Origin of the sequence: Maribacter hydrothermalis, assembly GCF_001913155.1 — a bacterium.
In the GTDB taxonomy this organism is placed as follows: domain Bacteria; phylum Bacteroidota; class Bacteroidia; order Flavobacteriales; family Flavobacteriaceae; genus Maribacter; species Maribacter hydrothermalis.
Map to the genome: position 1 here is coordinate 2917532 of NZ_CP018760.1, position 24764 is coordinate 2942295.

General features: G+C 35.2%; 21 protein-coding genes. 14 read left to right on the forward strand and 7 right to left on the reverse strand.

Features of this window, described 5'->3' with window-relative positions; all coding sequences use genetic code 11:
* Positions 1–17 precede the first annotated feature (17 nt).
* Positions 18–140, forward strand: coding sequence for a hypothetical protein (locus BTR34_RS19190; RefSeq protein ID WP_262493982.1), 123 nt, complete (start codon positions 18–20; stop codon positions 138–140).
* On the opposite strand, the gene BTR34_RS12445 is transcribed toward BTR34_RS19190, so the two are convergent.
* Genes BTR34_RS12445 through BTR34_RS12455 form a run of 3 tightly spaced genes read right to left on the reverse strand, consistent with a single transcriptional unit; the run spans position 134 to position 2580 of the window.
* Positions 134–946, reverse strand: a complete 813-nt coding sequence (locus tag BTR34_RS12445; protein ID WP_068485909.1) for an amidohydrolase family protein — start codon at positions 944–946, stop codon at positions 134–136. The two genes, BTR34_RS19190 and BTR34_RS12445, sit on opposite strands and share 7 nt — an antisense overlap.
* A 17-nt stretch (positions 947–963) precedes the next feature.
* A complete protein-coding gene (locus BTR34_RS12450) occupies positions 964–1842 on the reverse strand; it encodes a hypothetical protein (protein ID WP_068485912.1) in 879 nt (292 codons plus the stop codon).
* A gap of 54 nt (positions 1843–1896) precedes the next feature.
* Positions 1897–2580 (reverse strand): cell division ATP-binding protein FtsE, encoded by a 684-nt coding sequence (locus tag BTR34_RS12455; RefSeq protein ID WP_068485913.1) that lies wholly within the window; start codon positions 2578–2580, stop codon positions 1897–1899.
* Between the two features lie 154 nt (positions 2581–2734).
* On the opposite strand from BTR34_RS12455, the gene BTR34_RS12460 reads away from it, so the two are divergent.
* The 3 genes from BTR34_RS12460 (at position 2735) to BTR34_RS12470 (ending at position 8763) form a co-directional block, all read left to right on the forward strand.
* Positions 2735–5752: a tetratricopeptide repeat protein gene (locus BTR34_RS12460; RefSeq protein ID WP_068485915.1), complete on the forward strand. Its 3018-nt coding sequence runs from the start codon at positions 2735–2737 to the stop codon at positions 5750–5752.
* A gap of 29 nt (positions 5753–5781) precedes the next feature.
* Positions 5782–7533, forward strand: coding sequence for a porin family protein (locus tag BTR34_RS12465; protein WP_068486522.1), 1752 nt, complete (start codon positions 5782–5784; stop codon positions 7531–7533).
* Between the two features lie 123 nt (positions 7534–7656).
* Positions 7657–8763 (forward strand): OmpA family protein, encoded by a 1107-nt coding sequence (locus BTR34_RS12470; protein ID WP_197496192.1) that lies wholly within the window; start codon positions 7657–7659, stop codon positions 8761–8763.
* Here BTR34_RS12470 and BTR34_RS12475 read toward each other — a convergent pair.
* Complete coding sequence (locus BTR34_RS12475) at positions 8760–9542, reverse strand: NIPSNAP family protein (RefSeq protein WP_068485917.1); 783 nt, start codon at positions 9540–9542, stop codon at positions 8760–8762. The two genes, BTR34_RS12470 and BTR34_RS12475, sit on opposite strands and share 4 nt — an antisense overlap.
* Before the next feature lie 84 nt (positions 9543–9626).
* Between BTR34_RS12475 and BTR34_RS12480 the strand changes: the two genes are divergently transcribed.
* The 5 genes from BTR34_RS12480 to BTR34_RS12500 all read left to right on the forward strand — a co-directional run bounded on the left by BTR34_RS12480 (position 9627) and on the right by BTR34_RS12500 (position 15904).
* A complete protein-coding gene (locus tag BTR34_RS12480) occupies positions 9627–10946 on the forward strand; it encodes an MFS transporter (RefSeq protein WP_068485920.1) in 1320 nt (439 codons plus the stop codon).
* 64 nt (positions 10947–11010) lie between these two features.
* On the forward strand, positions 11011–11772 hold the full coding sequence (locus BTR34_RS12485; RefSeq protein WP_068485922.1) for an NYN domain-containing protein: 762 nt from the start codon (positions 11011–11013) through the stop codon (positions 11770–11772).
* Positions 11773–11850: 78 nt separating this feature from the next.
* A complete protein-coding gene (locus BTR34_RS12490; RefSeq protein WP_068485924.1) occupies positions 11851–13695 on the forward strand; it encodes a DUF885 domain-containing protein in 1845 nt (614 codons plus the stop codon).
* Positions 13696–13782: 87 nt separating this feature from the next.
* Positions 13783–14175 carry a hypothetical protein gene (locus BTR34_RS12495; RefSeq protein WP_157483915.1) on the forward strand — a complete coding sequence of 131 codons (393 nt, stop codon included), beginning with the start codon at positions 13783–13785 and terminating at the stop codon, positions 14173–14175.
* A gap of 103 nt (positions 14176–14278) precedes the next feature.
* Positions 14279–15904 (forward strand): amidohydrolase, encoded by a 1626-nt coding sequence (locus BTR34_RS12500; protein WP_068486526.1) that lies wholly within the window; start codon positions 14279–14281, stop codon positions 15902–15904.
* Positions 15905–15973: 69 nt separating this feature from the next.
* Here BTR34_RS12500 and BTR34_RS12505 read toward each other — a convergent pair whose 3' ends face one another.
* Positions 15974–16513, reverse strand: coding sequence for a DUF2911 domain-containing protein (locus tag BTR34_RS12505; protein WP_068485928.1), 540 nt, complete (start codon positions 16511–16513; stop codon positions 15974–15976).
* 246 nt (positions 16514–16759) lie between these two features.
* Between BTR34_RS12505 and asnB the strand changes: the two genes are divergently transcribed.
* Entirely contained in the window at positions 16760–18433 is a 1674-nt protein-coding gene (asnB, locus tag BTR34_RS12510) for an asparagine synthase B (protein WP_068485930.1), read from the forward strand.
* An 81-nt stretch (positions 18434–18514) separates the two neighbouring features.
* On the opposite strand, the gene BTR34_RS12515 is transcribed toward asnB, so the two are convergent.
* Positions 18515–18700 (reverse strand): CsbD family protein, encoded by a 186-nt coding sequence (locus BTR34_RS12515; RefSeq protein WP_068485932.1) that lies wholly within the window; start codon positions 18698–18700, stop codon positions 18515–18517.
* A gap of 421 nt (positions 18701–19121) precedes the next feature.
* Here BTR34_RS12515 and gyrB point away from each other — a divergent pair, with 421 nt between their 5' ends.
* Both gyrB and BTR34_RS12525 read left to right on the forward strand, forming a co-directional pair.
* Positions 19122–21062: a DNA topoisomerase (ATP-hydrolyzing) subunit B gene (gene gyrB, locus BTR34_RS12520; protein WP_068485934.1), complete on the forward strand. Its 1941-nt coding sequence runs from the start codon at positions 19122–19124 to the stop codon at positions 21060–21062.
* 71 nt (positions 21063–21133) lie between these two features.
* On the forward strand, positions 21134–22150 hold the full coding sequence (locus tag BTR34_RS12525) for a DUF6588 family protein (protein ID WP_068485936.1): 1017 nt from the start codon (positions 21134–21136) through the stop codon (positions 22148–22150).
* A gap of 238 nt (positions 22151–22388) precedes the next feature.
* Here BTR34_RS12525 and BTR34_RS12530 read toward each other — a convergent pair whose 3' ends face one another.
* The gene (locus BTR34_RS12530; protein WP_068485938.1) at positions 22389–22766 is read right to left on the reverse strand and encodes a hypothetical protein; all 378 of its coding nucleotides are present in this window, start codon (positions 22764–22766) and stop codon (positions 22389–22391) included.
* Positions 22767–23058: 292 nt separating this feature from the next.
* Here BTR34_RS12530 and BTR34_RS12535 point away from each other — a divergent pair, with 292 nt between their 5' ends.
* Complete coding sequence (locus tag BTR34_RS12535) at positions 23059–23985, forward strand: malate dehydrogenase (RefSeq protein WP_068485941.1); 927 nt, start codon at positions 23059–23061, stop codon at positions 23983–23985.
* 136 nt (positions 23986–24121) lie between these two features.
* On the forward strand, positions 24122–24739 hold the full coding sequence (locus BTR34_RS12540) for a hypothetical protein (RefSeq protein ID WP_068485943.1): 618 nt from the start codon (positions 24122–24124) through the stop codon (positions 24737–24739).
* Positions 24740–24764: the final 25 nt, after the last annotated feature.

Here is a 24764-nt window from a genome sequence, read left to right on the forward strand (position 1 = left end):
AATTATCCTTTTCAGTATTGTTTTTTATAATTAAACGGACAACGGACAACGGACAACGGACAACGGACAACGGACAACGGACAACGGACAACGGACAACGGACAACGGACAACGGACAACGGACAACGGACAACTATTGAAGCTTACTCACATCAATCTTAAAAAGTTCAGCGGCATTTTTCCAAAGAATTAATTCTTTCTTTTCGTCAGATAAATCTAATTGGTCCATAAATTTCAAGTACGATTTCATGTTAGAAATTGGCCAGTCTGTTCCATATAAAAGATATCTTGGGTCGCCGGCATAGGTAATCATTTCTTCGATTTCCTTTTTCATGTAACGCTCAAACTTATCGGAGAAGTCACCTAAAACTAGTCCAGATATATCGGCATAAACGTTTTTGTTTTTGTAAACAACTTCCATACAATCTTTAATCCACGGATTACCCACATGGCAAATCACAATTTTTAAGTCAGGATAATCAACCGCCAAATCATCAATATGCAGCGGGTGGGAGTATTTTATTTTTCCGGTAGGCGCATAGGTGTCACCAGAGTGGAACATTACAGGCACATCATACTCAATTGCCATTTCGTACATTAACTTAAACCGAATATCATTAGGATAAAATGGCTCGTAACCTGGGTAGAATTTTAGTCCTTTTATAAACCCTTTTTCAAGGTATTCACTAATTTCCCGAACATCGTGGTGGTTATAATGTAAATAACTAATTCCAGATACCACACCTAAATTGTCGTAACCTTTTACAGCTTCTACCACTTGTTTGGTACTTGGTCTGTGTTCATTTACTTTGTAAGAGGTAAGCACCAAAGAATAATCAATATTATTCGCTGCCATGTTTTCAGATAGCTTGTCTAAACTTTCATTTAAAGAAACTACTCGGTCTTCATGGTAATTGTTAATGTGGGTATGTACGTCTATGATCATGTGTAATTAGTTTGTTTTTAATTTATTGAGTCAAGATTATTGGTAAAAATTAGATACTTATTTTTTATATCGTAGATGCCATAAATACTATCGGTAGAATTTTGTGTTTTGTAATATTCAAAAATTAGACATCCTGTATCATATTGAAGTGATTCTATTGGTTTATCTGTGATTTTTGATAAATTTTCACCATTTATATCTGAGATATAAATAGCGTATCTATCGTTAGTGTTAATAATTTCATCCTCATTAGAATCTTTTTCAAATATGATATAAAGAATATTTTCAGCTAAATTGTTGTTTATTGATGGTATAACTTCCATTTGATATATTAAGCCATCTTGATTTAGTAATTTTCCAATAACAGCACATTCTTTATCCATAAATAAAATGTTGCGAGTTCGTTCACCTACCATATTATTATGTTTTAAATTATAAAACCCATGTTCATCTAACTCGCCTGAAATTCCATGTAGTATAGGTATATAATAGTAGTCTGTATTTTTAATATGCAATGGTTCAGAGATATTTCCATTCCATTTTGTATTTTCTTGCTCAATTGGCCTAGAACTATATTTATTGTCGAAGCTACTGTTTTGAGTATTTTTATTTGGGAGATTTAATACAATTATCACAGTGATAAAAATCAAAGAAAAAATTGCTGTGTAAATTATATCTCTTTTTCTTTTTAATTTAAAATCCTGTCTAATTTTTTTAATAACAGCCTGAGCTTTTTCTTTGGGAACTTTTTTGAATACCACCTTTTGAGTTTGGTCTGCTCCTGAATAAATAGATTCTCTATTGCTTCCCTTAAATTTTTGACGCTTAGATGCTCTTAAAGCTCTATTTTGCTTTATACGATTTATTGCATCAAGAATGTGTCCGGCAGAACTCAATTATATTTTTTGATGTGAAGTTTAAACTAACTACTGTAATATACACAAAGCTAACTAAACCGCCCTTTGCACCACCTCAAACACTTTATTTGCATCACATTTAATGGTTTTTGCTGGGTATTTTAATATTAATGCATAATCGTGGGTGGCCATTAAAATGGTACGGCCAGCTTTATTAATTTCTTGCAATACCTTCATGACTTCTACACTGGTTTGTGGATCAAGGTTTCCGGTAGGTTCGTCGGCAATAATTAATTCTGGGTCGTTTAATAAGGCACGTGCAATAGCAACACGTTGTTGCTCTCCGCCAGAAAGTTCATGTGGAAATTTAAAGCCCTTGGTTTTCATACCCACTTTTTCAAGTACGTTTAATACTTGTGTGTCCATTTTAATCTTATCTGTCCAGCCAGTTGCCTTTAAAACAAACAACATATTTTGGTTGATGTTTCGGTCTGGTAGCAACTTAAAATCTTGAAAAACAATCCCTAGTTTTCTACGTAAAAAAGGAATATCGTTCTCTTTTAAGGTCTTTAAATTGAATTCAACTATATGACCTTCACCTTTTTGTAGTGGTAAGTCGCCATAAAGGGTTTTCATGAAGCTACTTTTACCACTTCCTGTTTTACCAATGAGGTATACAAATTCTCCTTTTTCAATTTTTAAACTCACTTCGCTTAATACCAAACTTTCTTTTTGAAAGATGGAGGCATCCTTAAGTTCTAGAACAATCTCTTTCATATCGCAAATGTTGATATAAAAGTAATAAGTTCCTTTTGATAATAGAGAACCCTTTCTCAAATTCTTTTCTTTTGTAGTGGTATTACACATACTTAGGTACAATTTTTGCCGTTACACATGTTATAACGGTATTTCTAAATAGTTACAGAACACTATGCTTAAAAAAATCACCGCTTTTATTCCATTGGTATTCGGTATGGTTATATTGACCAGTGCCCAAGAAACTAAGATTTATACCCACGAACAAAAAGCATATCAAGACGCGCTAGCGCTTTACAACAACGAACAGTACCAAGCGGCACAGACCATTTTTGACAAGGTCAAAGTGTCAACAAAAGACGAGGAGACCGCTGCCAATAGTGCCTATTATTCCGCCAATGCGGCAGTGCGCTTAAATCAAATTGGTGCAGATCGATTAATGGAAGATTTTGTAGAAAAATATCCTACCTCTACCAAACGTAATTCTGCCTTTGCCGATGTGGCAGAATATTATTTTCAAACAGGTAAATATCCCTATGCCTTAAAATGGTATAACAAGGTTGACCAAAGTTCACTATCTCGTGGTGAGATGGATAAGTTTAACTTCAACTATGGGTATTCTTTATTTTCGTCACGTAAAACAAAAGAAGCTGAGCAGTACCTGGAAAAGGTAACAACCTCTCAGGTTTATGGTTCTCAGGCTAAATATTATTTGGGCTACATATCGTACCAAGAAGATGATTACGAAACTGCCAATCAGCGTTTTGACCAAATTACCGACCAAGATGTGTTGGAAGAGAAACTGAGCTATTACCAGGCGGATATGAATTTTAAGCTAGGTAAATTTGAGGAAGCCATTGCTTTGGCCAAAAAACAGTTGGCAAAATCTGACCGTAGAGAGGTATCCGAATTAAATAAGATTATTGGCGAGAGTTATTTTAACTTGAACCAATATGAAAATTCTATTCCGTATTTAACTGCGTACAACGGTAAAGGTGGAAAGTGGAGTAATACAGATTACTATTACCTTGGATACGCCTATTATAAAGGAGGCGATTATTCCAATGCCATTTCACAGTTCAATAAAATTATTGGAGGTACAAACAGCGTAGCACAAAATGCATACTACCATTTGGCAGAGTGTTATCTGAAGCTTGATAAAAAGCAGGAAGCATTGAACGCCTTCCGCAATGCTTCACAAATGGATTATAGTGCCGAAATTCAAAAAGATGCGTTCTTAAATTATGCGCGTTTAAGTTATGAAGTAGGTAATGCATACGAACCCGTACCACAAGTAATAACCAATTATTTAAAAACCTACCCTAAAGACCAACATCAAGAAGAAATGCAAACCTTATTGGTAGATTCTTATATAACCTCTAAAAACTTCGCAGGGGCAATGCAGTTGCTTGAAGAGAATAAAAACTATGCAAGTAAAGAGGTTTACCAAAAAGTAGCGTATTATAGAGGTATTGAACTTTTTATGGAAGGTGATTACACTGCTGCTGCTGAGAATTTGGGTAAATCCCTAAACAGTGCGGAAGATATGTTATTTAAGTCACGGGCAAATTATTGGAAAGCAGAGGCGGACTATTTATCGAATAGGTTCGATGAGGCTGTAAAGGGGTATACGGCATTCAAAAATAATCCTTCAGCTAAAAATACAGAAATGTATGCCGATGTGGATTATAACTTGGCGTATGCCTATTTTAAGCAAAAAGATTATAATGATGCCATTACCTATTTTAATTCTTTTACAGGTTCAGGAAATGCCGAAGTTCAAAAATTACATGATGGTTACCTAAGATTAGGTGATAGCTATTACGCTACCAGTAAGTATTGGCCGGCTATAGAAACCTATAACAAAGCTTTAGAATTAACAGGTCCTGAGAAAGATTATGCCTTTTACCAAAAAGCAATGAGCTATGGTTATGTCGATAGAAATGCCAGTAAAATTGAGAACTTAGAAGAATTTGTAAATCAATACCCAAGATCTAGCTTTAAAGATGATGCCTTATTTGAATTAGGGAATACCTATGTATCTCAAGGAAATGAGAACAAAGGATTGGAAGCTTATGACCGTTTAATTAGTGAATACAAGGGGAGTTCTTTGGTTCCACAGGCATTAATGCGACAAGGTCTAGTGAATTATAATGCTGCTAGAAATGAAGCTGCTTTGGCTAAATTTAAAACCGTTGTTCGCGATTTTCCAAAAACGCAAGAAGCTATACAGGCAGTGGCTACGGCTAAATTGGTTTATGTAGATATGGGTAAAGTAAACGAATATGCAGCGTGGGTACGTGGTCTAGATTTTGTTGAGGTTACTGATGCAGAATTGGATAACGCTACTTTCGATGCCGCACAAAAACAAAATTTAGAAGGCAATGTGGATTCGGCAATTAAATCTTACAAGAACTACATTCAACAATTCCCAACTGGTCTGCATGCCGTTGATGCTAATTTTAGTTTAGCACAATTGTATTTTGGAAAAGGGGAAAAAGAATCGGCCTTGCCCTATTACAAGTATGTTGCAGATAGAAGCACTAGTGAATATGCTGAGCAAGCATTGACAAGGGTTTGTGAAGTGTATATTGGTAAAGATGATTACGAAACTGCTTTGCCTTACCTATTAAAATTAGAAAATCAGGCAAATATTCAACAGAATAGAACTTTTGCACGATCAAACTTAATGAAGGGGTATTACGGTCAAAAAAATTATACCAAGACCTTAGAATATGCGGAAAAAGTATTAGCTACTTCAAATATTGATGATAGAATTAAGAGTGATGCGCATATCATGATTGCACGTTCTGCAATTGCAACAAATGATGAAGTAAAAGCGAAATCTGCTTATGCTGAAGTATTAAAAATTGCATCGGGTGCAACCGCTGCAGAAGCATTATACTACGACGCATATTTTGAAAATAAGGATGGCTCTTTTGAGAATTCGAATATTGCCGTTCAAAAATTGGCGAAAGATTATGCGGCATATAAAGAATGGGGAGGTAAAGGCTTGGTGCTTATGGCAAAGAATTATTACGCTCTAAAAGATGCCTACCAAGCAACCTACATTCTAGAAAGTGTTACTACTAATTTTAGTCAGTACCCAGAAATAGTAGCAGAGGCTAGGGCGGAGCTTGCCATTATCAAATCTAAAGAAGCTCAAAGTAACTCATCGGTTAATCCTAATTAAAAATCATGTACACCAGTAAAAGAACACCTATGTACAATAAACATATATTTACGCTTATTTTTTTAGCTCTTGGCTTTCAAAATAGTTTTGCTCAAGATGACGAAAAAGATTTAGGTACTGAGACGGTAACGGTGACAAAGGCGTATACCCCAACAGTTTCAGATGCCTTTAAAATTAAGTCGGTCCCTAACTTAAACGATTCTATCGTACTTCAGAAAAAACCAATTACCTATAGTATTTTTTCTGTACCCGTTGCTTCTACCTTTACACCTTCTAAAGGAACGGCATCTACCGTAGAAAAATTACCGCCTCCTGTGTTGTTTAATTCGTACGCTTCATTAGGAGCCGGACTTTATGGTAATGTATTAGGGGAATTTTATACAAGCAGAACCATCAATAGAGATGAAAATTTCGATATCGGTTTTAATCATTTATCCTCTAGAGGCGGAATTGATGGTGTAGAATTGAACGATACTTTTTACGATACCAAGTTAGATGCATCGTATGCAAAACGTGATCGCGATTTAGATTGGGGTGCCACTATCGGCCTTCAGCATCAATTATATAACTGGTACGGAATTGAACCGGGATTGTATACCGAAGCTGTAATTAATTCTATTGATGAACGCCAAAATTATTATATGGGTGAAGTTGGGGGACATATAAATGTCGAAGACGCCTATTTCAAAAGAGCCGATTTAAAATACCGTAGATTTTTTGATGCAGTAAGTTCAGGTGAAAACAGAGCTATATTTAATACAGGTTTTGAGTTCCCTGTAAACGACGAGGCTTTTGGAGTAAAGGTGAAAGTTGATTATGTTGGTGGTACTTTTGAGAATGCAAGTGTAAGTAATAGCGCCAACGAAGGTGGTATTTCTTATGGCAATTTACAAGCAGGTATTAATCCGTCTTTAAAAATGCTACGTGATGACCTTTCATTGAATTTGGGCGTGAACCTAGTGTACGGAATGGATTTAGAAAACAGTGAAAGCAACTTCTATATCTATCCGGCAGTGACAGCGTCGTATAGGTTGCTAGATGAGTCTGTTATAGCCTATGGTGGTGTAACGGGTGAATTAAAGCAAAATTCGTATTATGATTATGTAGAGGGGAATCCGTTTGTTTCTCCAACTTTGAACATTGCTCCTACAGATAGTCAGTATAATGCCTATGTTGGATTTAAAGGACAATTGTTACCTAATTTAAGCTATAATATTAAGGGCTCGTACACCGCCGAAAATAATAAACCTTTATATAGGTTAAATCCTAGAAACGATTTTAGAGCAGATGAAAAAGGATACTACCACGGTAATTCTTTTGATGTATTTTATGATGACATAAAAACATTGGGCATTTTCGGGGAATTAAATGTAGATGTAAATCGTAATTTCACTTTAGGCGTTAATGCAGAAGTATATGATTATAGCACAGAAACAGGAAACCCTGCTTGGAACTTACCTAATTTAAAAGCATCGCTTTTTATGGACTATCAAATTGGGGAAAAGTGGTATGCAGGAGCTAATTTATTTTATGTGGGCGAGCGCGAAGATTTTTCATCTACCGTGGTGCAAAATGTAGTTCCAGGAGAATTTCCTGCAACGCTAATTACCTTAGATGGTTATTTTGATGCAAACGCTCATGTAGGGTATCGTTATAGTGAGCAACTTTCTTTCTTTATAAAAGGAGCCAACCTTTCTAATAATGATTACCAACGTTGGGCTAATTTTCAAGTACAAGGTATTCAGGTTTTGGGCGGTGCTACTTATAAATTCGATTTTTAGTTTTTTTTCCCTGATTATATATATTTAAAAATCCGTTCTCCGATAAGAGAACGGATTTTTGACTTTTACCCAATTACATAATTCTATAAGATTTCTGTACTTTAGGGAATCTGTACAAAGCAAATGTTTATTAGAACTTCACATTTCGGAATTATAATTATGACATTATTGGGCATGTTTAGTTCTAGTTTTGGGCAGAACTTGGTGCTTAACCCTAGTTTTGAAAAGTATCATAATTGTCCTGTGAAATTGGGTAATCTAGAAAAGGATGTACTAGATTGGAATATGCCCACTTTAGGATCTACTGATTATTTTAATGGTTGCAGCACCGTAATGGGTACGCCCGAAAATTTTAATGGAAAGCAACCTGCTAATTTTGGAGTGGGGTATGTGGGATTCTACATGTACGCCCCTAACGATTATCGCGAATATATTCAGGCAAAACTAAGTTCTACATTGAAGAAAGGTGAACAATATAGAATTTCATTCTATGTAAGTTTGGCTGAGCGGTCAGATTTTGCCGTGAAGGAATTTGGCATCCGGTTTACCGAATTTCCTGTTGATGTTGAGACTAGTAAAGTGCTGTCTGGATTACACTTTTCTAGATTAAAAGGAGATACATCCAAAGCAGTAGAAATATCTTATTCTAAATATTATTCCGATGAAATTAAGTGGGTGAAACTGACAACGGAATTTATAGCTTCTGGAACCGAAAACTATATGATTATTGGGAATTTTAAGAACAATAAACGCACACAGAAATATCAGACCAAAAGAAAAATCACCAAAGGTTCTTACTATTATTTAGATATGGTTTCGGTATCGAATGTGAATTCCAAACCTTTGAATTATAATGATATTTCACTTAAAGAATACGAGTTGGATAGTGTGCACATTTTTAAAGATGTCTATTTTAATTCCAATAAATCTAAAATAAGAGGAAAATATCAACAAGAAATGGAAGCGTTACTTTTTTATTTAAAAACTAATACAGCTATTGATATTGAGATTTTTGGACATACAGATTCTATTGGAACAGATTCTTTTAATAAAAAATTATCCTTAAAGCGTGCTGATGAGGTAGTTGCATATCTTACTAAAAATGGTATTCAGAAAAATAGAATAACGTTTCAAGGTTTTGGAAGTTTAAAACCTATTGCAACAAACAAAACAGAAGCCGGAAGATTTCTCAACCGACGTGTAGAATTCGTTTTAACAAAAACAGATTAGTAATCAGAATACGCTGTTGGATACAGTAAATGAATATCCGCATGGCTCACAGTATTAAGGTATTTATCCATTACGGAGATTTCTTTCCATTTATCGGAATCAACAAAATCTTTCCAGAGCGCATTCCTTTTTTCCATATTGGTAAAGGTTGTCATGTACATTAGGTTGGGCATTTTATCACCAGAAATAACATCGGCATAGAAAACAGCATTAAATCCAAGGCTATCAAAAAGCTCCACTTCACCACCTTCATTAAACATATCTACTTTTCTACGGTACATGGCTTCCGTTGGACCTTCATAACTTCTTAGCTCATATACTCTATCTGTACGAGAACCTTCTACTTTACTTGGTTTCATTTTAGGCATATCTGGAAATGCACGTAACAATACAGAACTAATTCTTTCAAATGGCTTTTTGTCATGAGTGGCATGTATATATTCTGCTCCAGCCGAAAGATGGGTTTTATCTACCGCCAACATTGCTTCCAACTTATCAAATTCTACTAATGATTGAAATGGGATCAATACATAAATTTTGTCGCTGACTTTAAATTTATCTGGTCGTACCTTAAAAACGCCTATATTTTCGATGCCCATCCTTTTTAATGCAGGTAAATATGCGTTTTTTAAATAATCATCGACCATATGCTCTTGAGCTTCATTTTTAATAGTGTATGTTTTTAGTTCATAGTATTCTTTTTCTTGTGCAAAGCTTGAAAAATTAGTGATTAATGCGATTAAAAGTACCAGCATTGGTAAGGGGGTTTTATTCTTCATGAGTACTGAATTTGTTTTTAGCTTAACAAGTTAATGATAAAATGATTGAAGGCTATAGTGTACTTTTGTATTAGTACAATTTCTATGGCAAATTTTCTTCAAAAACCTCTTATTGATCCTGCCAAGAGCCCCATTTTTTATGGCTATGTAATTCTCTTTATCGGTACCATTGGCATCTATTGTAGTATTCCGGGTCAGACGATTGGGGTTTCTGTATTTACGGATCCAGTAAAAGATGCATTGGGACTTTCACGAAACCAATTTAGCAATGCTTATATGATTGGGACAATAGTAAGTTCTTTGGTAATAGGTAGGGCAGGGGTTTGGTTCGATGTTTATGGAGCGCGTTATGTAGCGTTTTTTGCAGCCATAACTTTAGGGGTGACTTTGTTTTTGTGTTCTTGGTCTGCTATAATGAGTTCATATATAAAAGAGCTATTATCAATAGATACATGGATGATACCTTTTGGATTAATGACGGTATTGTTTTTTATGTTGCTTTTTGCAGGGCAAGGGGTATTGACCATGGCGTCCAGAAATGTTATTATGATTTGGTTTGATAAGAATAGGGGTAAAGTCAACTCATTTAGTAGTGTTGCCCTTTCTTTCGGATTCTCATCATCACCACTTTGGGTCAATGCACTTATTGAAGGATATGGGTGGGAAAGTACATGGCAGTTTTTGGCAATAGGGCTACTTGTGTTCAGTGTGTTTATTTACACTTTTTATAAAATTTCTCCTGAAAAACATGGTTTATTGCCTGATGGTGCAAAATCACTATCCTCAGATGAGAAAGAGAAAAAAGTTTTGCCAAAGCAGTTTACTCTAGAAGAAGCAAAGAAAGAAAGAGCTTTTTGGATGTATGGACTTACACTTGCCTTCAACAGTTTTTTTATTACAGGACTTACCTTTCATGTAGTATCTATTTTTACACATGAAGGTTTCGTAAAAGAAGATGCCATCGCCATTTTTTTACCTGGATCTATGGTTGCCGTTACGGTATCTACTATCTTCAATTTTCTAAGTGACTACCTTCCATTAAAGCTATATTTGTTTTTAATGTTGTTAGGCGGGTTTTTAGCTTCATTGGGATTTTTATTCTTGTCTACCGCAGTTGGCGTACCTATGTTAATTGCCGGTTTTGGTATTTTAGGAGGATTCTTTGCTGTTCTAAATGCTGTGGCATGGCCAAGATTTTTTGGGAGAGCTCATTTAGGGAGTATAACGGGCAAAATCATGAGTTTTTTAATTCTGGCCAGTGCGCTTGCACCAAGTATTTTCAGTCTTTGCCTTTCTACTTTTGGGTCATACCAAATGGTAGGATATCTAGGATTGGCATTTTTAGTTTTTCTGGTAATTGGTTCCATTAAGGCTAATAATCCGCAGAAAAAAAATGATTTTTAACTTTATCGCTTAACATCTTGCTCTTCAAGTAGAAATCAATTTATCTTTACATAAAACACTACAAATGGATTTAAATTTAGCAGTATTGATAGATGGCGATAATATTCCGTCAGCCTATGTAAAAGAAATGATGGAGGAAATTGCTAAGTACGGTAACCCTACTATAAAACGTATTTATGGTGATTGGACCAATCCGCGTTTAGGAAAATGGAAAAATGTATTGCTAGAAAATGCCATTACACCAATTCAACAATACGGATATACACAGGGTAAAAATGCTACCGATTCTGCCATGATCATCGATGCTATGGATATTCTATATTCTGGCAAGGTCAATGGTTTCTGTATTGTTAGTAGTGACAGTGATTTTACACGTTTGGCTACAAGATTAAGAGAAGCAGGTATGCAAGTATTTGGTATTGGGGAACGAAAAACACCTAATCCGTTTATTGTAGCATGTGATAAGTTTATTTATATTGAAATTCTTAAAAGTAGATCAGAAGAAGAATCTTCTGATACGCCTAATAAAACTAGTTCTGAGAAAAATACGGTCGATAAGATTACCCCTAAAGCATTACGTTTTATTGCTACAACAATAGATGATGTTGCTGATGACGATGGCTGGGCGTTTTTAGGTGATGTTGGTAGTCTGTTGCAGAAGAAGCAACCAAATTTTGATTCACGGAACTACGGATTTCAAAAATTGACACCGCTAATTAATTCTATTCCCCATTTCGAAATTGAACGTAGAGAAGATTCTAAAGGAAGAAAAAAGCTGATTTACGTAAAGATTAAAGAGAAAAGTACTTCTAAATCTAAAAAGTAATTCTTTTTTATTATTCAGTAAATTAGACTTCTTTCAACCGCATTAGTTTTTGTATTTTTCCATACAAATTCTACTACTATGATTCGTTCGCTTTGGCTATTGTTATGCATTGCTGTTATTAGCTCATGTAAAGAAACTACTAAAAAAGAGCAGCTTAATAATACCAAACCAATTGCTGAGGTTTTTACCGAGTTTTACGAGTTTAAGAAAAACATCAACCCCATAGAGGCTACAAAAGCAGGTTATTCTGCCTATAATGATACCATTGCCAACTATATTTCCGATGATTACATTTTACATTTAAAAGATCGCTATACCTATTTTTTAGAACAGTTGGGAACATACGATTCTACGACTGTAAGCGCCACTGATTATATGAGCATGCGCGTTATGGAGTGGGATTGTAATGTAAAATTAGAAGGGGTAATGAATCCTATAGTAACAGTTGCTTCCCCAATTTACGACTTACCTAGTTTTGAACTTATGCCGCTTTTTCAAATACAGTCATTGCATTTATATGTGGCGCAGTTAGCTGGTGGTACAAGTGTACAGCCTTTTAAAAATATAGATGATTATAATAACTGGTTAAAAAGATTAGAAGATTATCTATTGTTTTTAGATACCGCTATTGAAAAAATGAAAGTGGGAATGGACAAAGGCGTAGTGCTGCCAAAAGTATTAACACAAAAAATGCTTCCACAAGTACGGTCGTTTATTGATATTCCATTAGAAGAGAATCTGTTCTATCAGCCCATATTGAATTTTCCCGACGGATTGTCTGATGTTGATATGGATATTATACAAAGTAATTATGAAGATTTTATTCAAAAAAAACTGACCCCTAAATATGTGGAGTTAAATCGGTTTTTAACCGAGGAGTACTTGCCTGCTTGTAGAGATACGGATGGATTGTTAGACCTGCCTAACGGAAAAGCTACGTATCAATATTTAATAAAATTGCATACGACCACAAACATGACTGCGGATGCCATTCATGAATTAGGATTGTCTGAAGTAGCTCGTATTTCTAAGGAAATGGAAGCGGTAAAGGATGAAATTGGATTTCAGGGAGATTTAAAATCCTTTTTCAATTCACTTCGTAACAAAGAAGAACTAATGCCTTTTTCAAAACCAGAAGAAGTAATTGAAAGTTTTAATGCTATAAACAATCGCATTGCGTTACATATAGATTCGTTATTTACCTTGACCCCAAAAGCTGGTTTCAATGTCCGTAGAACGGAAGCTTTTAGAGAAGCATCGGCAAGTGCGGAATATGTGCCAGGGTCAAAAGATGGGTCAAGAGCTGGAATTTTCTATGTGCCTATACCCGATGTAAAAGCATATAATATGGTTCATGATGAAGCCTTGTTTTTACATGAAGCCATACCGGGTCACCATTTTCAATTAAGTTTACAGCAAGAAAATAACAACCTACCAGAGTTTTTACACCCTGAAAGTATGGGAGTATTTGTTGAAGGTTGGGCATTGTATGCAGAATCGTTAGGTAAGGAGTTGGGTGTTTATACAGATCCATATCAGTATTTTGGTATGTTAAGCATGGAAATGCATAGGGCAATTCGATTAGTGGTTGACACGGGTATTCATGCAAAGGGATGGACTAGGGAAGAAGCTATTCAATATTCGCTAGAAAATGAAGCAGAATCTGAAGAAAGTATCATAGCTGAGGTAGAAAGATACATGGCTACACCAGGACAGGCACTTTCCTATAAAATTGGTCAGTTGAAAATTAGGGAACTACGTACAAAGGCAGAAAAAGCTTTGGGGAATAATTTTAATATCAGGGAATTTCATAGTCAAATATTAGATTCGGGTAGTTTACCTTTAGTATTACTGGAAGAAAAAATAAATAATTGGATAGTAAGTCAAAATAATTTAAGTAGTAAAAAGCCTACAAGTAAATAAAATATTAAAGGGATATACACGTTTGAGTTTTATAGACAATTACTGTAGCGAATGAACATTACTCATATTTTTGTAAAAGGTATTTTTTTGACTCATTTATTAGTATCATTTTCATTAGTTGAAATTAATAATCCAGACCTTAAAATAAGTATTTTTCAAGAAGGTTTGCTTTCAAAAGAACCTGCCTTAGGAGTGTGGAATTATACAATGACTAATGTTGATTCGGTATATGATCATGGCGTGTTATTTGTAACTAAAAATGAAAACACGTATGATATTGCGGTTAAATTCTCTAACGGCATTTTAAATGGTCAAGATGTAGTTGTCAAAAATAATAAAGTTAATTTCAATATAAATATTGCTGGTCTAGAACGCGTGTCTTTTGTTTTAATGATTGAAGGCGACAAAATCATGGGAGAAAGTTACTCGGAAAAGGGTTCTAGTGCAATTTTAGGAGAGCGTCAACATCCTGAACGTTAAAGATTTAAATCTTTCCAAAAAAATACTTAGTTTTCAATAAATATTTAAACAAGGCTATCCTTGTCTTGTTTTGGTATATATTGCTAAACTAATTTTTTACATTTTGAAAAAACTACTTCCTATTTTACTTGTTCTTTTAACTGGTTGCGAACTCATGAAAGAGAAAGTTGACCTAATCATAGTAAATGCTACTATATATACAGTAAATGATGAATTTGCCAAGGCAGAGGCTTTTGCAGTACATAATGGTAAGTTCATTGCTGTTGGTAGTACAGATGAAATTAGAGAAATATATACCTCCGACCAATTAATAGATGCCGATGGCAGGGCAATAACGCCTGGCTTAATAGATGCGCACTGTCACTTCTATGGTTTAGGACTTAACCAACAATTAGTAAATTTAGTAGGAACTACAAGCTTTAAAGAAGTGTTAGAGCGTGTAAATGAGTTTCATACCCTTAACCCTAAAACGTTTATAAGAGGTCGTGGCTGGGACCAAAATGACTGGGAAGTCAAAGAATTTCCAACAAAAATAGAATTAGATACCTTGTTTCCAGATATTCCTGTGGCATTAGAACGTGTTGATGGTCATGCTTATTTGGTGAATCAGAAAGCTTTAGACATGGCCGGCATAGATTGGAGTACAAAAGTGGAAGGTGGGGAAATTGTGAAGAAATGGGAAAATGGCTATTCTGGTATTACAGGGGTTTTAATCGATAACCCAATGGCACTTATAGATAAAATAATGCCATCGCCTACATTGGAAGATAAAATAAAAGCTTTAAAAGACGCAGAACGTATATGTTTGAACCACGGACTTACCACTGTTAACGATGCGGGCATCGATAGGAATACCATAGAACTTATTGATAGTTTACAGCAAGTAGGGGAATTATCTATTAGAGTTTACGCTATGGTAAGTAATAACAAAGAAGATGTAGATCATTTTATTTACAAAGGCCCCGTAAAAACAGAACGACTAAATGTAAGATCTGTAAAGGTATATGGAGATGGTGCTCTTGGTTCTAGAGGTGCCGCTTTAAAAGAACCTTATAGTGATTTACCTGGACATTTTGGTGCAATGGTAACACCAGTTGATGAAATTGAGAAACTTGCTAATCGCTTAGCGCTTTCGGAATATCAAATGAATACGCATGCTATTGGCGATTCTGCAAATATTGCGGTATTACGTGCTTATAAAAAAGTCTTAAATGGTCAAGAAGATAGGCGTTGGAAAATAGAGCATGCGCAAATTTTAACCGAGGCTGATTTCGATTATTTTGAAGATGGTATTATTCCTTCCGTACAGCCAACTCATGCAACGAGCGATATGTATTGGGCGGAAGATAGATTAGGTGATCGTGTTACAGGCGCGTATGCGTATAAAACACTTTTAGAAAAAGCAGGTATAGTGGCTTTAGGTACAGATTTTCCTGTAGAAGATGTGAGTCCGTTTTTAACATTCTATGCTGCTGTAGCTAGACAAGATACCAAGGGATATCCTCAAGGAGGATTTCAAATGGACCAAGCCTTAACAAGGGAAGAAACCCTTAAGGGAATGACCATTTGGGCAGCATATTCAAATTTTGAAGAAGATGAAAAAGGAAGTATTGAACCAGGAAAGTTTGCAGATTTTGTTATCTATGATAAAGATATGATGACGGTACCAGTAGAAGAGATTCCTACGATACGAGCTGAGCAAACATTTGTAAACGGAGTGGTTCGTTAAAATAAATTACATTGTAAGTAAAAAGCCCCGGTCATGACCGGGGCTTTTTTTAATATATCGAATTTTAAATTACATTGTTATTGGAACCGCAACTCTTGTTTTGTCCCAACCCATTACTAAATGTGCTCCACCATCAACATCTTTAAAAGCAATAGAAAACTCTTCAAGCGATGCAGCATCGGAACCATTAGGTACGGTTACACGAGCAACATCAGAAGTTTCATCGTAGAAGTAAGAACCCCATTGGTTAAGATTTTTGTTCAAAATTATAGTCCATTCCTCTTCTCCAGGAATAGTAAATAAAGCATATGTGCCTGCTTTTATATCCTTTCCGCCAAAATTAGCATCTTTGTAAAAAGTAATTTCAGGAGCTTCGTTAGCGCCAGTTCTCCATACTTTACCAGTTGGTGCCAGTTCGTCCATAGAACGACCTTTTAATTGCGGTCTTCCGTAAATAATACGTACCGCCTTTTCAGAAACTTTATAATCTGTTGGGTAGGCAGCCATATCCATTGGGCTTTTGTCAATACCAGAAAACTCTTGTGCCGATACCGCAGAAGTTAAAATTAAGGCTAACATTAATGTAGCAACTCTAAAAATTCTTTTCATAATAATTGTTTTGGTTAATTAAGTCATAAAACTAAGAAGTTCCTTACAGTCATGTTAATAAAAAGAAGTTAATTTTTAATTCATTACATAATTCAAAGTTGTTGAGACGATTTCTGCTAAAATTATTTTAATTTGAATCAATAATTAATTTTTTAGTTTAAATATGTAAGTATAATTAAGATATATGTTTGTTAATTGAAACAATATTTTAATATTTGTGTTCGAATTGATATAATTAATTAGATTATGTGTGGAATTGTATGTGCATTTGATGTTAAGGAAAGTACCGAAGTACTTAGGCCTCAACTTCTAGAAATGTCAAAGAAAATAAGACATAGAGGCCCAGATTGGAGTGGTATCTATGCAGACGAAAAAGCCATCTTAGCGCATGAGCGTTTGGCTATTGTAGATCCAGCTTCTGGTAAACAACCATTATTGAGTCCTAATGGAAAATTAGTATTAGCGGCCAATGGCGAAATATATAATCATAGAGAATTACGTAAGCAATTTGAAGGAAAGTATGAGTTTAAGACAGAGTCGGACTGTGAAGTAATATTAGCGTTGTATCAAGAAAAAGGGGTTGATTTTTTAGATGAGATGAACGGTATTTTTGGTTTTACTATTTATGATGCTGAAAAAGATGAATATTTTGTAGCGCGTGACCATATGGGGATTATTCCTTTATATATGGGCTGGGATAAAAACGGAACATTCTATGTAGCTTCAGAATTAAAAGCTTTAGAAGGTACCTGTACTAAAATAGAGCTATTTCCTCCAGGGCATTATTTACATAGCTCAGACGGTGAATTGAAAAGATGGTACTCTAGAGATTGGATGGAATATGATGCGGTAAAGGACAACGAAACAAGCATACAAGAAATAAAAGAAGCTTTAGAAGCAGCAGTTCATAGACAACTAATGTCTGATGTACCTTATGGTGTGTTGTTATCGGGTGGTTTAGATTCTTCGGTAACTTCTGCCATTGCAAAGAAATATGCCCAAAAACGTATTGAAAGTAATGATACGGCAGATGCTTGGTATCCGCAGTTGCATTCATTTTCTGTGGGTCTGGATGGGTCTCCAGATTTAGCAGCCGCCCAAAAAGTAGCAAAACATATAGGAACAGTCCATCACGAAATAAAATTTACTATTCAAGAAGGTTTAGATGCAATTAAAGATGTGGTGTACAATCTAGAAACGTATGACATTACGACGATACGTGCTTCTACCCCTATGTATTTAATGGCTCGTGTAATAAAATCTATGGGTATAAAAATGGTGCTCTCCGGTGAGGGTGCAGATGAGTTATTTGGTGGTTATTTATATTTTCATAAAGCGCCAAATGCTAAAGAATTCCATGAAGAAACAGTACGTAAATTAAGCAAACTACATATGTACGATTGTTTAAGAGCAAACAAATCACTGGCATCTTGGGGTATTGAGGGTAGGGTGCCTTTCTTAGATAAGGAATTTATGGATGTTGCCATGCGTATTAACCCTCAAGATAAAATGATAAATGGAGAGCGTATGGAGAAATGGGTTGTTCGTAAAGCTTTCGAAGATATGTTACCAGAAAGTGTAGCATGGAGACAAAAAGAACAATTTTCTGATGGAGTAGGGTATAGCTGGATCGATACGTTGAAAATAGTAGTGAATGAAGAAGTAAGTGATGAGCAGTTGGCGAATGCTAAATTTAGATTCCCACTTCAAACCCCGACATCAAAAGAAGAATTTTACTATCGTTCTATATTCGAAGAGCATTTTCCGTCAGATGCGGCAGCTTTATGTGTACCACAAGAAGCTTCTGTTGCCTGTAGCACTCAAATTGCCTTAGAATGGGACGCGGCGTTTAAAAACATGAACGATCCTTCTGGTAGAGCGGTAGCGAATGTACATTCAGATGCATATGTTAAACAATAGGGTTTGAATTAGTCAGTATATCTATTGTAAAAACCCCGTCTATTCTGTAGACGGGGTTACTTTTTTTAATTTGTTATCAGACTACATGTCGTCAATCATTTGCTTTAACTTTTCTTTGGATTCTCCAGTTTTTTCTTGAATTCTTCCTAAAAGTTCATCAGATTTTCCTTCGGCGTACTTAAGGTCATCATCTGTTAAGTCACCGTACTTTTGCTTAAGTTTTCCTTTAGCTATATTCCATTTGCCTTTAAATTGTTCTTCATTCATGATATATTGTTTTAAAATTATATAGCTAATTTAACAACCGTATGTAAAGGAAATCTTAATATTCTAATAGTTTGATGGATAGCGCAAAAATTACTATTTATCCAGTTAATTTTGACACTAAAATGTTAATGACGCGCAATTATTTGGTTCGTGTAAATTACCATATCTAGCTATTTTTTAATCAAATACAAACTACTTTTAAATTTATTGAAGTTTGTAGGCTAAAATTTTAACCCTCGCATTCAAAAAAAATTGCTCATCAAGAGTTATGCCTATTCTCAGCTTTTAAATAAGAACCTCTAATTTTCCACAATAATTGTTGATAACTTACTGATGGCTAATTGCTATAAAGACCTTATTTCATGGGGTATTGCGTATATTTGTAAGATTGCAAAATTTGAAGTAAAACAACCATAATTTTATGAGCGAAGAAGCAAATAAGAAAAATTATTCGGCAGATAGTATTCAGGCCCTAGAGGGAATGGAGCATGTACGTATGCGTCCATCTATGTATATAGGTGATGTTGGGGTACGTGGTTTGCACCATTTGGTATATGAAGTGGTGGATAACTCTATCGATGAGGCCATGGGTGGTCATTGTGACACCATTAGCGTAGTCATAAATGAAGATAATTCCATAACCACTAAGGATAACGGTAGGGGTATTCCTGTGGATCTTCATAAAAAAGAAGGCGTATCTGCATTGCAGGTAGTAATGACCAAAATTGGTGCCGGTGGTAAATTTGATAAGGATTCATATAAAGTTTCTGGTGGTTTGCACGGTGTGGGTGTTTCTTGTGTAAATGCACTTTCCGATCATTTAACGGCTACTGTTTTTAGAGAAGGTGTTGTTTGGCAACAAGAATATTCTAGAGGTAAAGCCTTATATCCTGTAAAACGTATTGGCGAAACTACCGAGAGAGGTACAGAAGTAACATTTCACCCAGATGAAACCATCTTTACTCAAACCATTGAATATAGTTATGAGACTTTGGCAAATAGAATGCGTGAGCTTTCTTTTTTAAATAAAGGCGTAACCATAAGTATTACTGATAAACGTCAGAAAAATGAAAAAGGAGAATATGTTGGTGAAACATTTTTTTCTAACGAAGGACTCAAAGAGTTTGTTAAGTTTTTAGATGGTAATCGTGAATCTTTGATTCAAGGTGTAATAGCAATGGAAGGGGAGAAAAATGATATTCCTGTTGAGGTTGCCATGATTTATAATACAAGTTATACAGAGAATTTACATTCTTATGTTAACAATATCAACACACATGAAGGTGGTACGCATTTATCTGGTTTTAGAAGAGGTTTAACCTCTACTTTAAAAAAATACGCCGATTCTTCTGGAATGTTGGATAAGTTGAAGTTTGAGATTCAAGGAGATGATTTCCGTGAAGGTTTAACGGCAATTGTATCGGTAAAAGTTTCTGAACCTCAGTTTGAGGGTCAGACAAAAACTAAGCTAGGTAACCGTGAGGTTTCTGCAGCAGTAAGCCAAGCAGTTTCAGAAATGTTAACGGATTATTTGGAAGAGCATCCAGACGACGCCAAAATTATAGTTCAGAAAGTAATACTTGCAGCCCAGGCCAGACATGCAGCTTCTAAAGCGCGGGAAATGGTTCAGCGTAAAAACGTAATGAGCGGCGGAGGTTTGCCAGGTAAACTATCAGATTGTTCTGAACAAGATCCTGAAAAATGCGAAATATTCCTTGTCGAGGGAGATTCGGCAGGTGGTACCGCGAAAATGGGTCGTGATCGTAATTTCCAAGCTATACTTCCTTTACGAGGTAAGATCTTGAACGTTGAGAAAGCAATGCAGCATAAGGTTTTTGAAAACGAGGAAATAAAAAATATGTATACCGCATTGGGTGTTACCATTGGCACCGAAGAGGATAGTAAGGCACTGAATCTAGACAAATTGAGGTATCATAAAGTAGTTATAATGTGTGATGCCGATGTCGATGGTAGCCATATCGAGACCCTAATTTTAACATTCTTCTTCCGTTATATGCGAGAACTTATTGAAAGTGGGCATGTATATATTGCTACGCCACCTTTGTATTTAGTAAAAAAAGGACAGAAAAAACAATACGCTTGGAGTGATAAAGAACGTGATGCTATTGCTGATAGTTACAGTGGCGGCGTTAGTATTCAACGATACAAAGGTCTTGGTGAAATGAATGCTGAACAATTGTGGGACACTACAATGAACCCAGATTTTAGAACTTTAAGGCAAATTGTAATTGATAATGCCACAGAAACAGACCGTGTTTTCTCCATGCTTATGGGTGATGAAGTGCCGCCTAGAAGAGAATTTATTGAGAAAAATGCTGTTTATGCAAACATTGACACCTAGAAAACACCACTTACACAACAAAAACCTGCGCCTACAGCGCAGGTTTTTTAGTTTTAAACAAAATTACGATCATGAAAAATTTTCTTACTACTTTGTTTTTAGGTGCAAGTTTATTGGTAACAGCGCAAGCAGATTTTAATAATGTTCTTGCAGCTGGGGTAGAAGATGCTGAAAAATTTACTGCTTCTTACATGGAGCCTCTCTCAGAAAGTGTCATATATAATATTTCTACTGGCTGGTATAATACCGCAGATGCAAAACCATTGGGCGGATTCGAAATTTCTATTATCGGTAATATTACCGGATTTAAGAATAAGGACGATAAAAAGACTTTTATTCTAGATCCTAATGAATATGAGAACTTAGACTTTGTCCAAAATCCGGGTGTTGCTAGAGAAGTATCCACGGCACTAGGTGATATTTCTGGTACGGAGGTATATGTAGAGGGCGAGGTATTGGGGGTAACGGTTCGTGAAACTTTTGAACTGCCATCAGGATTAGCGGGTGAAGATCTAAATTTTGTACCCACTGGTTACGTACAGGCCAGTGTTGGTTTAATTAAAGGCACAGAGTTAAAGGCAAGATTTTTGCCGAAAATACAGTATGAAGACGCATCCATAGGGCTAATTGGCTTCGGTATTCAGCACGATTTTACGAAGTTACTGCCAGCTGATAAAATTTTACCTGTTGCAATTTCTGCTGTTATAGGGTATACGAATATTAATGGAGATTATGATTTAACCAATGCAAAACTAATCGATGGTGAAGATCAGCGAATAGAAGCTGAGGTTACTAGCTGGGCATTTGGTGCGGTTGTATCTACAAAATTACCGATAATTAATTTTTATGGAGGAGTTAATTACATAACAGGGAAATCGGTTACAGATGTTTTAGGAACCTACAGAGTAACTAGCGGGCCATTTGCATCTGATACTTATGTTGATCCTTTTTCCATTACTAAAAAGGTAAATGGCGTAACTGGAACTTTGGGAGCTAAACTTAAATTAGGGTTCTTTAGATTGAATGCAGAATATAATTTGGGAGAATTTAATACAGCCACAGTAGGCGTTAACTTTGGTTTTAGGTAAAAAAGGATAGTGTGGATATTACATAGTAAAGTAAGATGTTTAGAGAAACTACTTAATTTGTAAAATATATAAATTGCTAAACTGAGTTTTAACTTGATCTTGAGTTTGTTTTTTGGACTTATACTTGTTTCTAGAATTATATATTTTAACCAATAATCAACAGATAAATTGATATAAATAAAAAAGACTGCCCGGATTGCTCCGAACAGACTTTTTCCCATGGCCCTGTTAAAATCGTTTATTCCCTAGTGGCTAATGTAGCCCCGTCTTTATTCCTAAGAAAATAATGATCTTCTAGGCTTTGAATAGTAATGTAATTATTGGCTTTTCCCTCAACGCCTCTATACTCTATGGTATAAAGGTCACCTTGTTTAGACCAGTTGAAATCTGTCTTTAGGGTAATGGTGTTGCCTTCTATCTCATGATATCTACCTAAATAAACGTCATTGAAAATCCATTCTTTTCGAATCGATTGTTTAGCAGTATTTTCTGTAGTAATAATTTTTGATTGTGACCATATCCCAATTATGGGATCAGTATTCTGTTCTATTCTGGAACAGTTTGCAAGTAAAACTATGGCGCAAATAGCCACCAAAGAGAATAACTTTTTAGTCATAAGTAGGTTAATTTAATTTTGGATTTGGGATCCATAATAAATAACGTGACGACTTTTGTGTTATTATTTAAATTCGATGTATGGTAACTAATTTCCGATATCTTCGTTAAAGTGTCATTTTTTTTAACAGCCGATGCATTTAATCGATGTTTTTAAAGTTTGATCAGGGTAATAAAATAAGATGTTCTAGATGAATTTTCCTCAAGAAATTCCTATTTTTGAAATGAAAACTCAATAAATATAGAATGGGTAATTCCATTTTGTAAATAATAATTCGTTAAAACATAAATACATGAAAGTTACAGTAGTTGGTGCAGGAGCAGTAGGTGCTAGTTGTGCAGAGTACATTGCTATTAAAGATTTTGCATCTGAAGTAGTAATTTTAGATATTAAAGAAGGATATGCTGAAGGCAAAGCAATGGATTTGATGCAGACCGCATCATTAATGGGTTTTGATACTAAAATTACCGGTAGTACAAATGATTATGGAAAAACTGCTGATAGCCATATAGCCGTAATCACCTCTGGTATACCTAGAAAACCAGGGATGACTAGGGAAGAACTAATAGGTATTAATGCAGGTATCGTAAAAACAGTATCTAGTAACTTATTAAAACATTCGCCAAATGTTATCATCATAGTAGTTAGTAACCCAATGGACACCATGACTTATTTAGTACATAAAACTACGGGTATACCTAAAAATAGAATTATTGGTATGGGTGGTGCTTTGGATAGTGCAAGATTTAAATATCGTTTAGCTGAAGCTATGGAAGCTCCTATTTCCGATATTGATGGTATGGTAATTGGTGGACATAGTGATACCGGTATGGTGCCATTAACATCACATGCTACAAGAAATAGTATTCGTGTTTCAGAATTTTTATCTGAAAATAGATTACAACAAGTTGCAGAGGATACTAAGGTAGGCGGTGCAACTTTAACGAAATTGTTAGGAACTAGTGCATGGTATGCACCAGGTGCGGCAGTTTCTTCAATGGTACAGGCAATTGCATGTGACCAAAAGAAAATGTTTCCATGTTCTACAATGTTAGATGGTGAATACGGTTTAAAAGATATTTGCATTGGTGTTCCAGTACTATTAGGAAAAGATGGAATAGAGAAAATAATTGATATTCCATTAAGCGATGCTGAAAAAGCTAAAATGAAAGAAAGTGCTGAAGGCGTTTCTAAAACAAACGGACTTTTAGAGTTATAGTACTCTCAAATACACAATAAATAAAACCTTTATAGTTCAACTATAAAGGTTTTATTTATTTAAGAAGTTGAACTTAGGAAATATATAATGTAAAAAATAAACGAACTAGTATAATCTTTATTTTTATATTTGCCGCATGAATGCAAAATGGTGCGTAAGTACTTTATTTATTATTCTAGCCTTATTTGGGCTAAGTCAAGAGCAAAAGAAAGCCTCTAATCAACAAATTTTATTACAATTTGCAGATGTAGAGTTGGCTTCAAAAGCTGCCCATGATGAGGTTTTGGCAGTGATTACCAAGAAATTAGAAGTCTTAGGTGTTGATGCAATTGAAGTTATAGAAAATGACGGTGCACAATTAAGTATACGTTATTATAGTGATGTTGATGCTATTAGCGTAAAAGAATTCCTTTCTAAAGAAAATGCGCTGTCACTAACAATCGATGATGAATTTCCTGCAGATTCTCCAAAAGAACAACTTCCAGAAAAGTATAACTTAGTAGTATCTGACCTACTTCAGCAAATTGATAATTGCATTGCATTAAACGCAACTCTTGTTGTAGTTCAAAAGCAAGACGATAATACATTTGCTTATCCAGTATTACTACAGTTTAATAACACCCTAGTTTTTGAACAAGATGTTTTTTCAGATAAAGCTTATAAGATTTATAGCAATATTGCACTAGCAATAGATAATACTTCACAAATAATTCCGGAAGTAAGGGCTGGACCTTACACTTCTGGAAATAGCTAATTTCCAATAAAAATATATCTAAAGT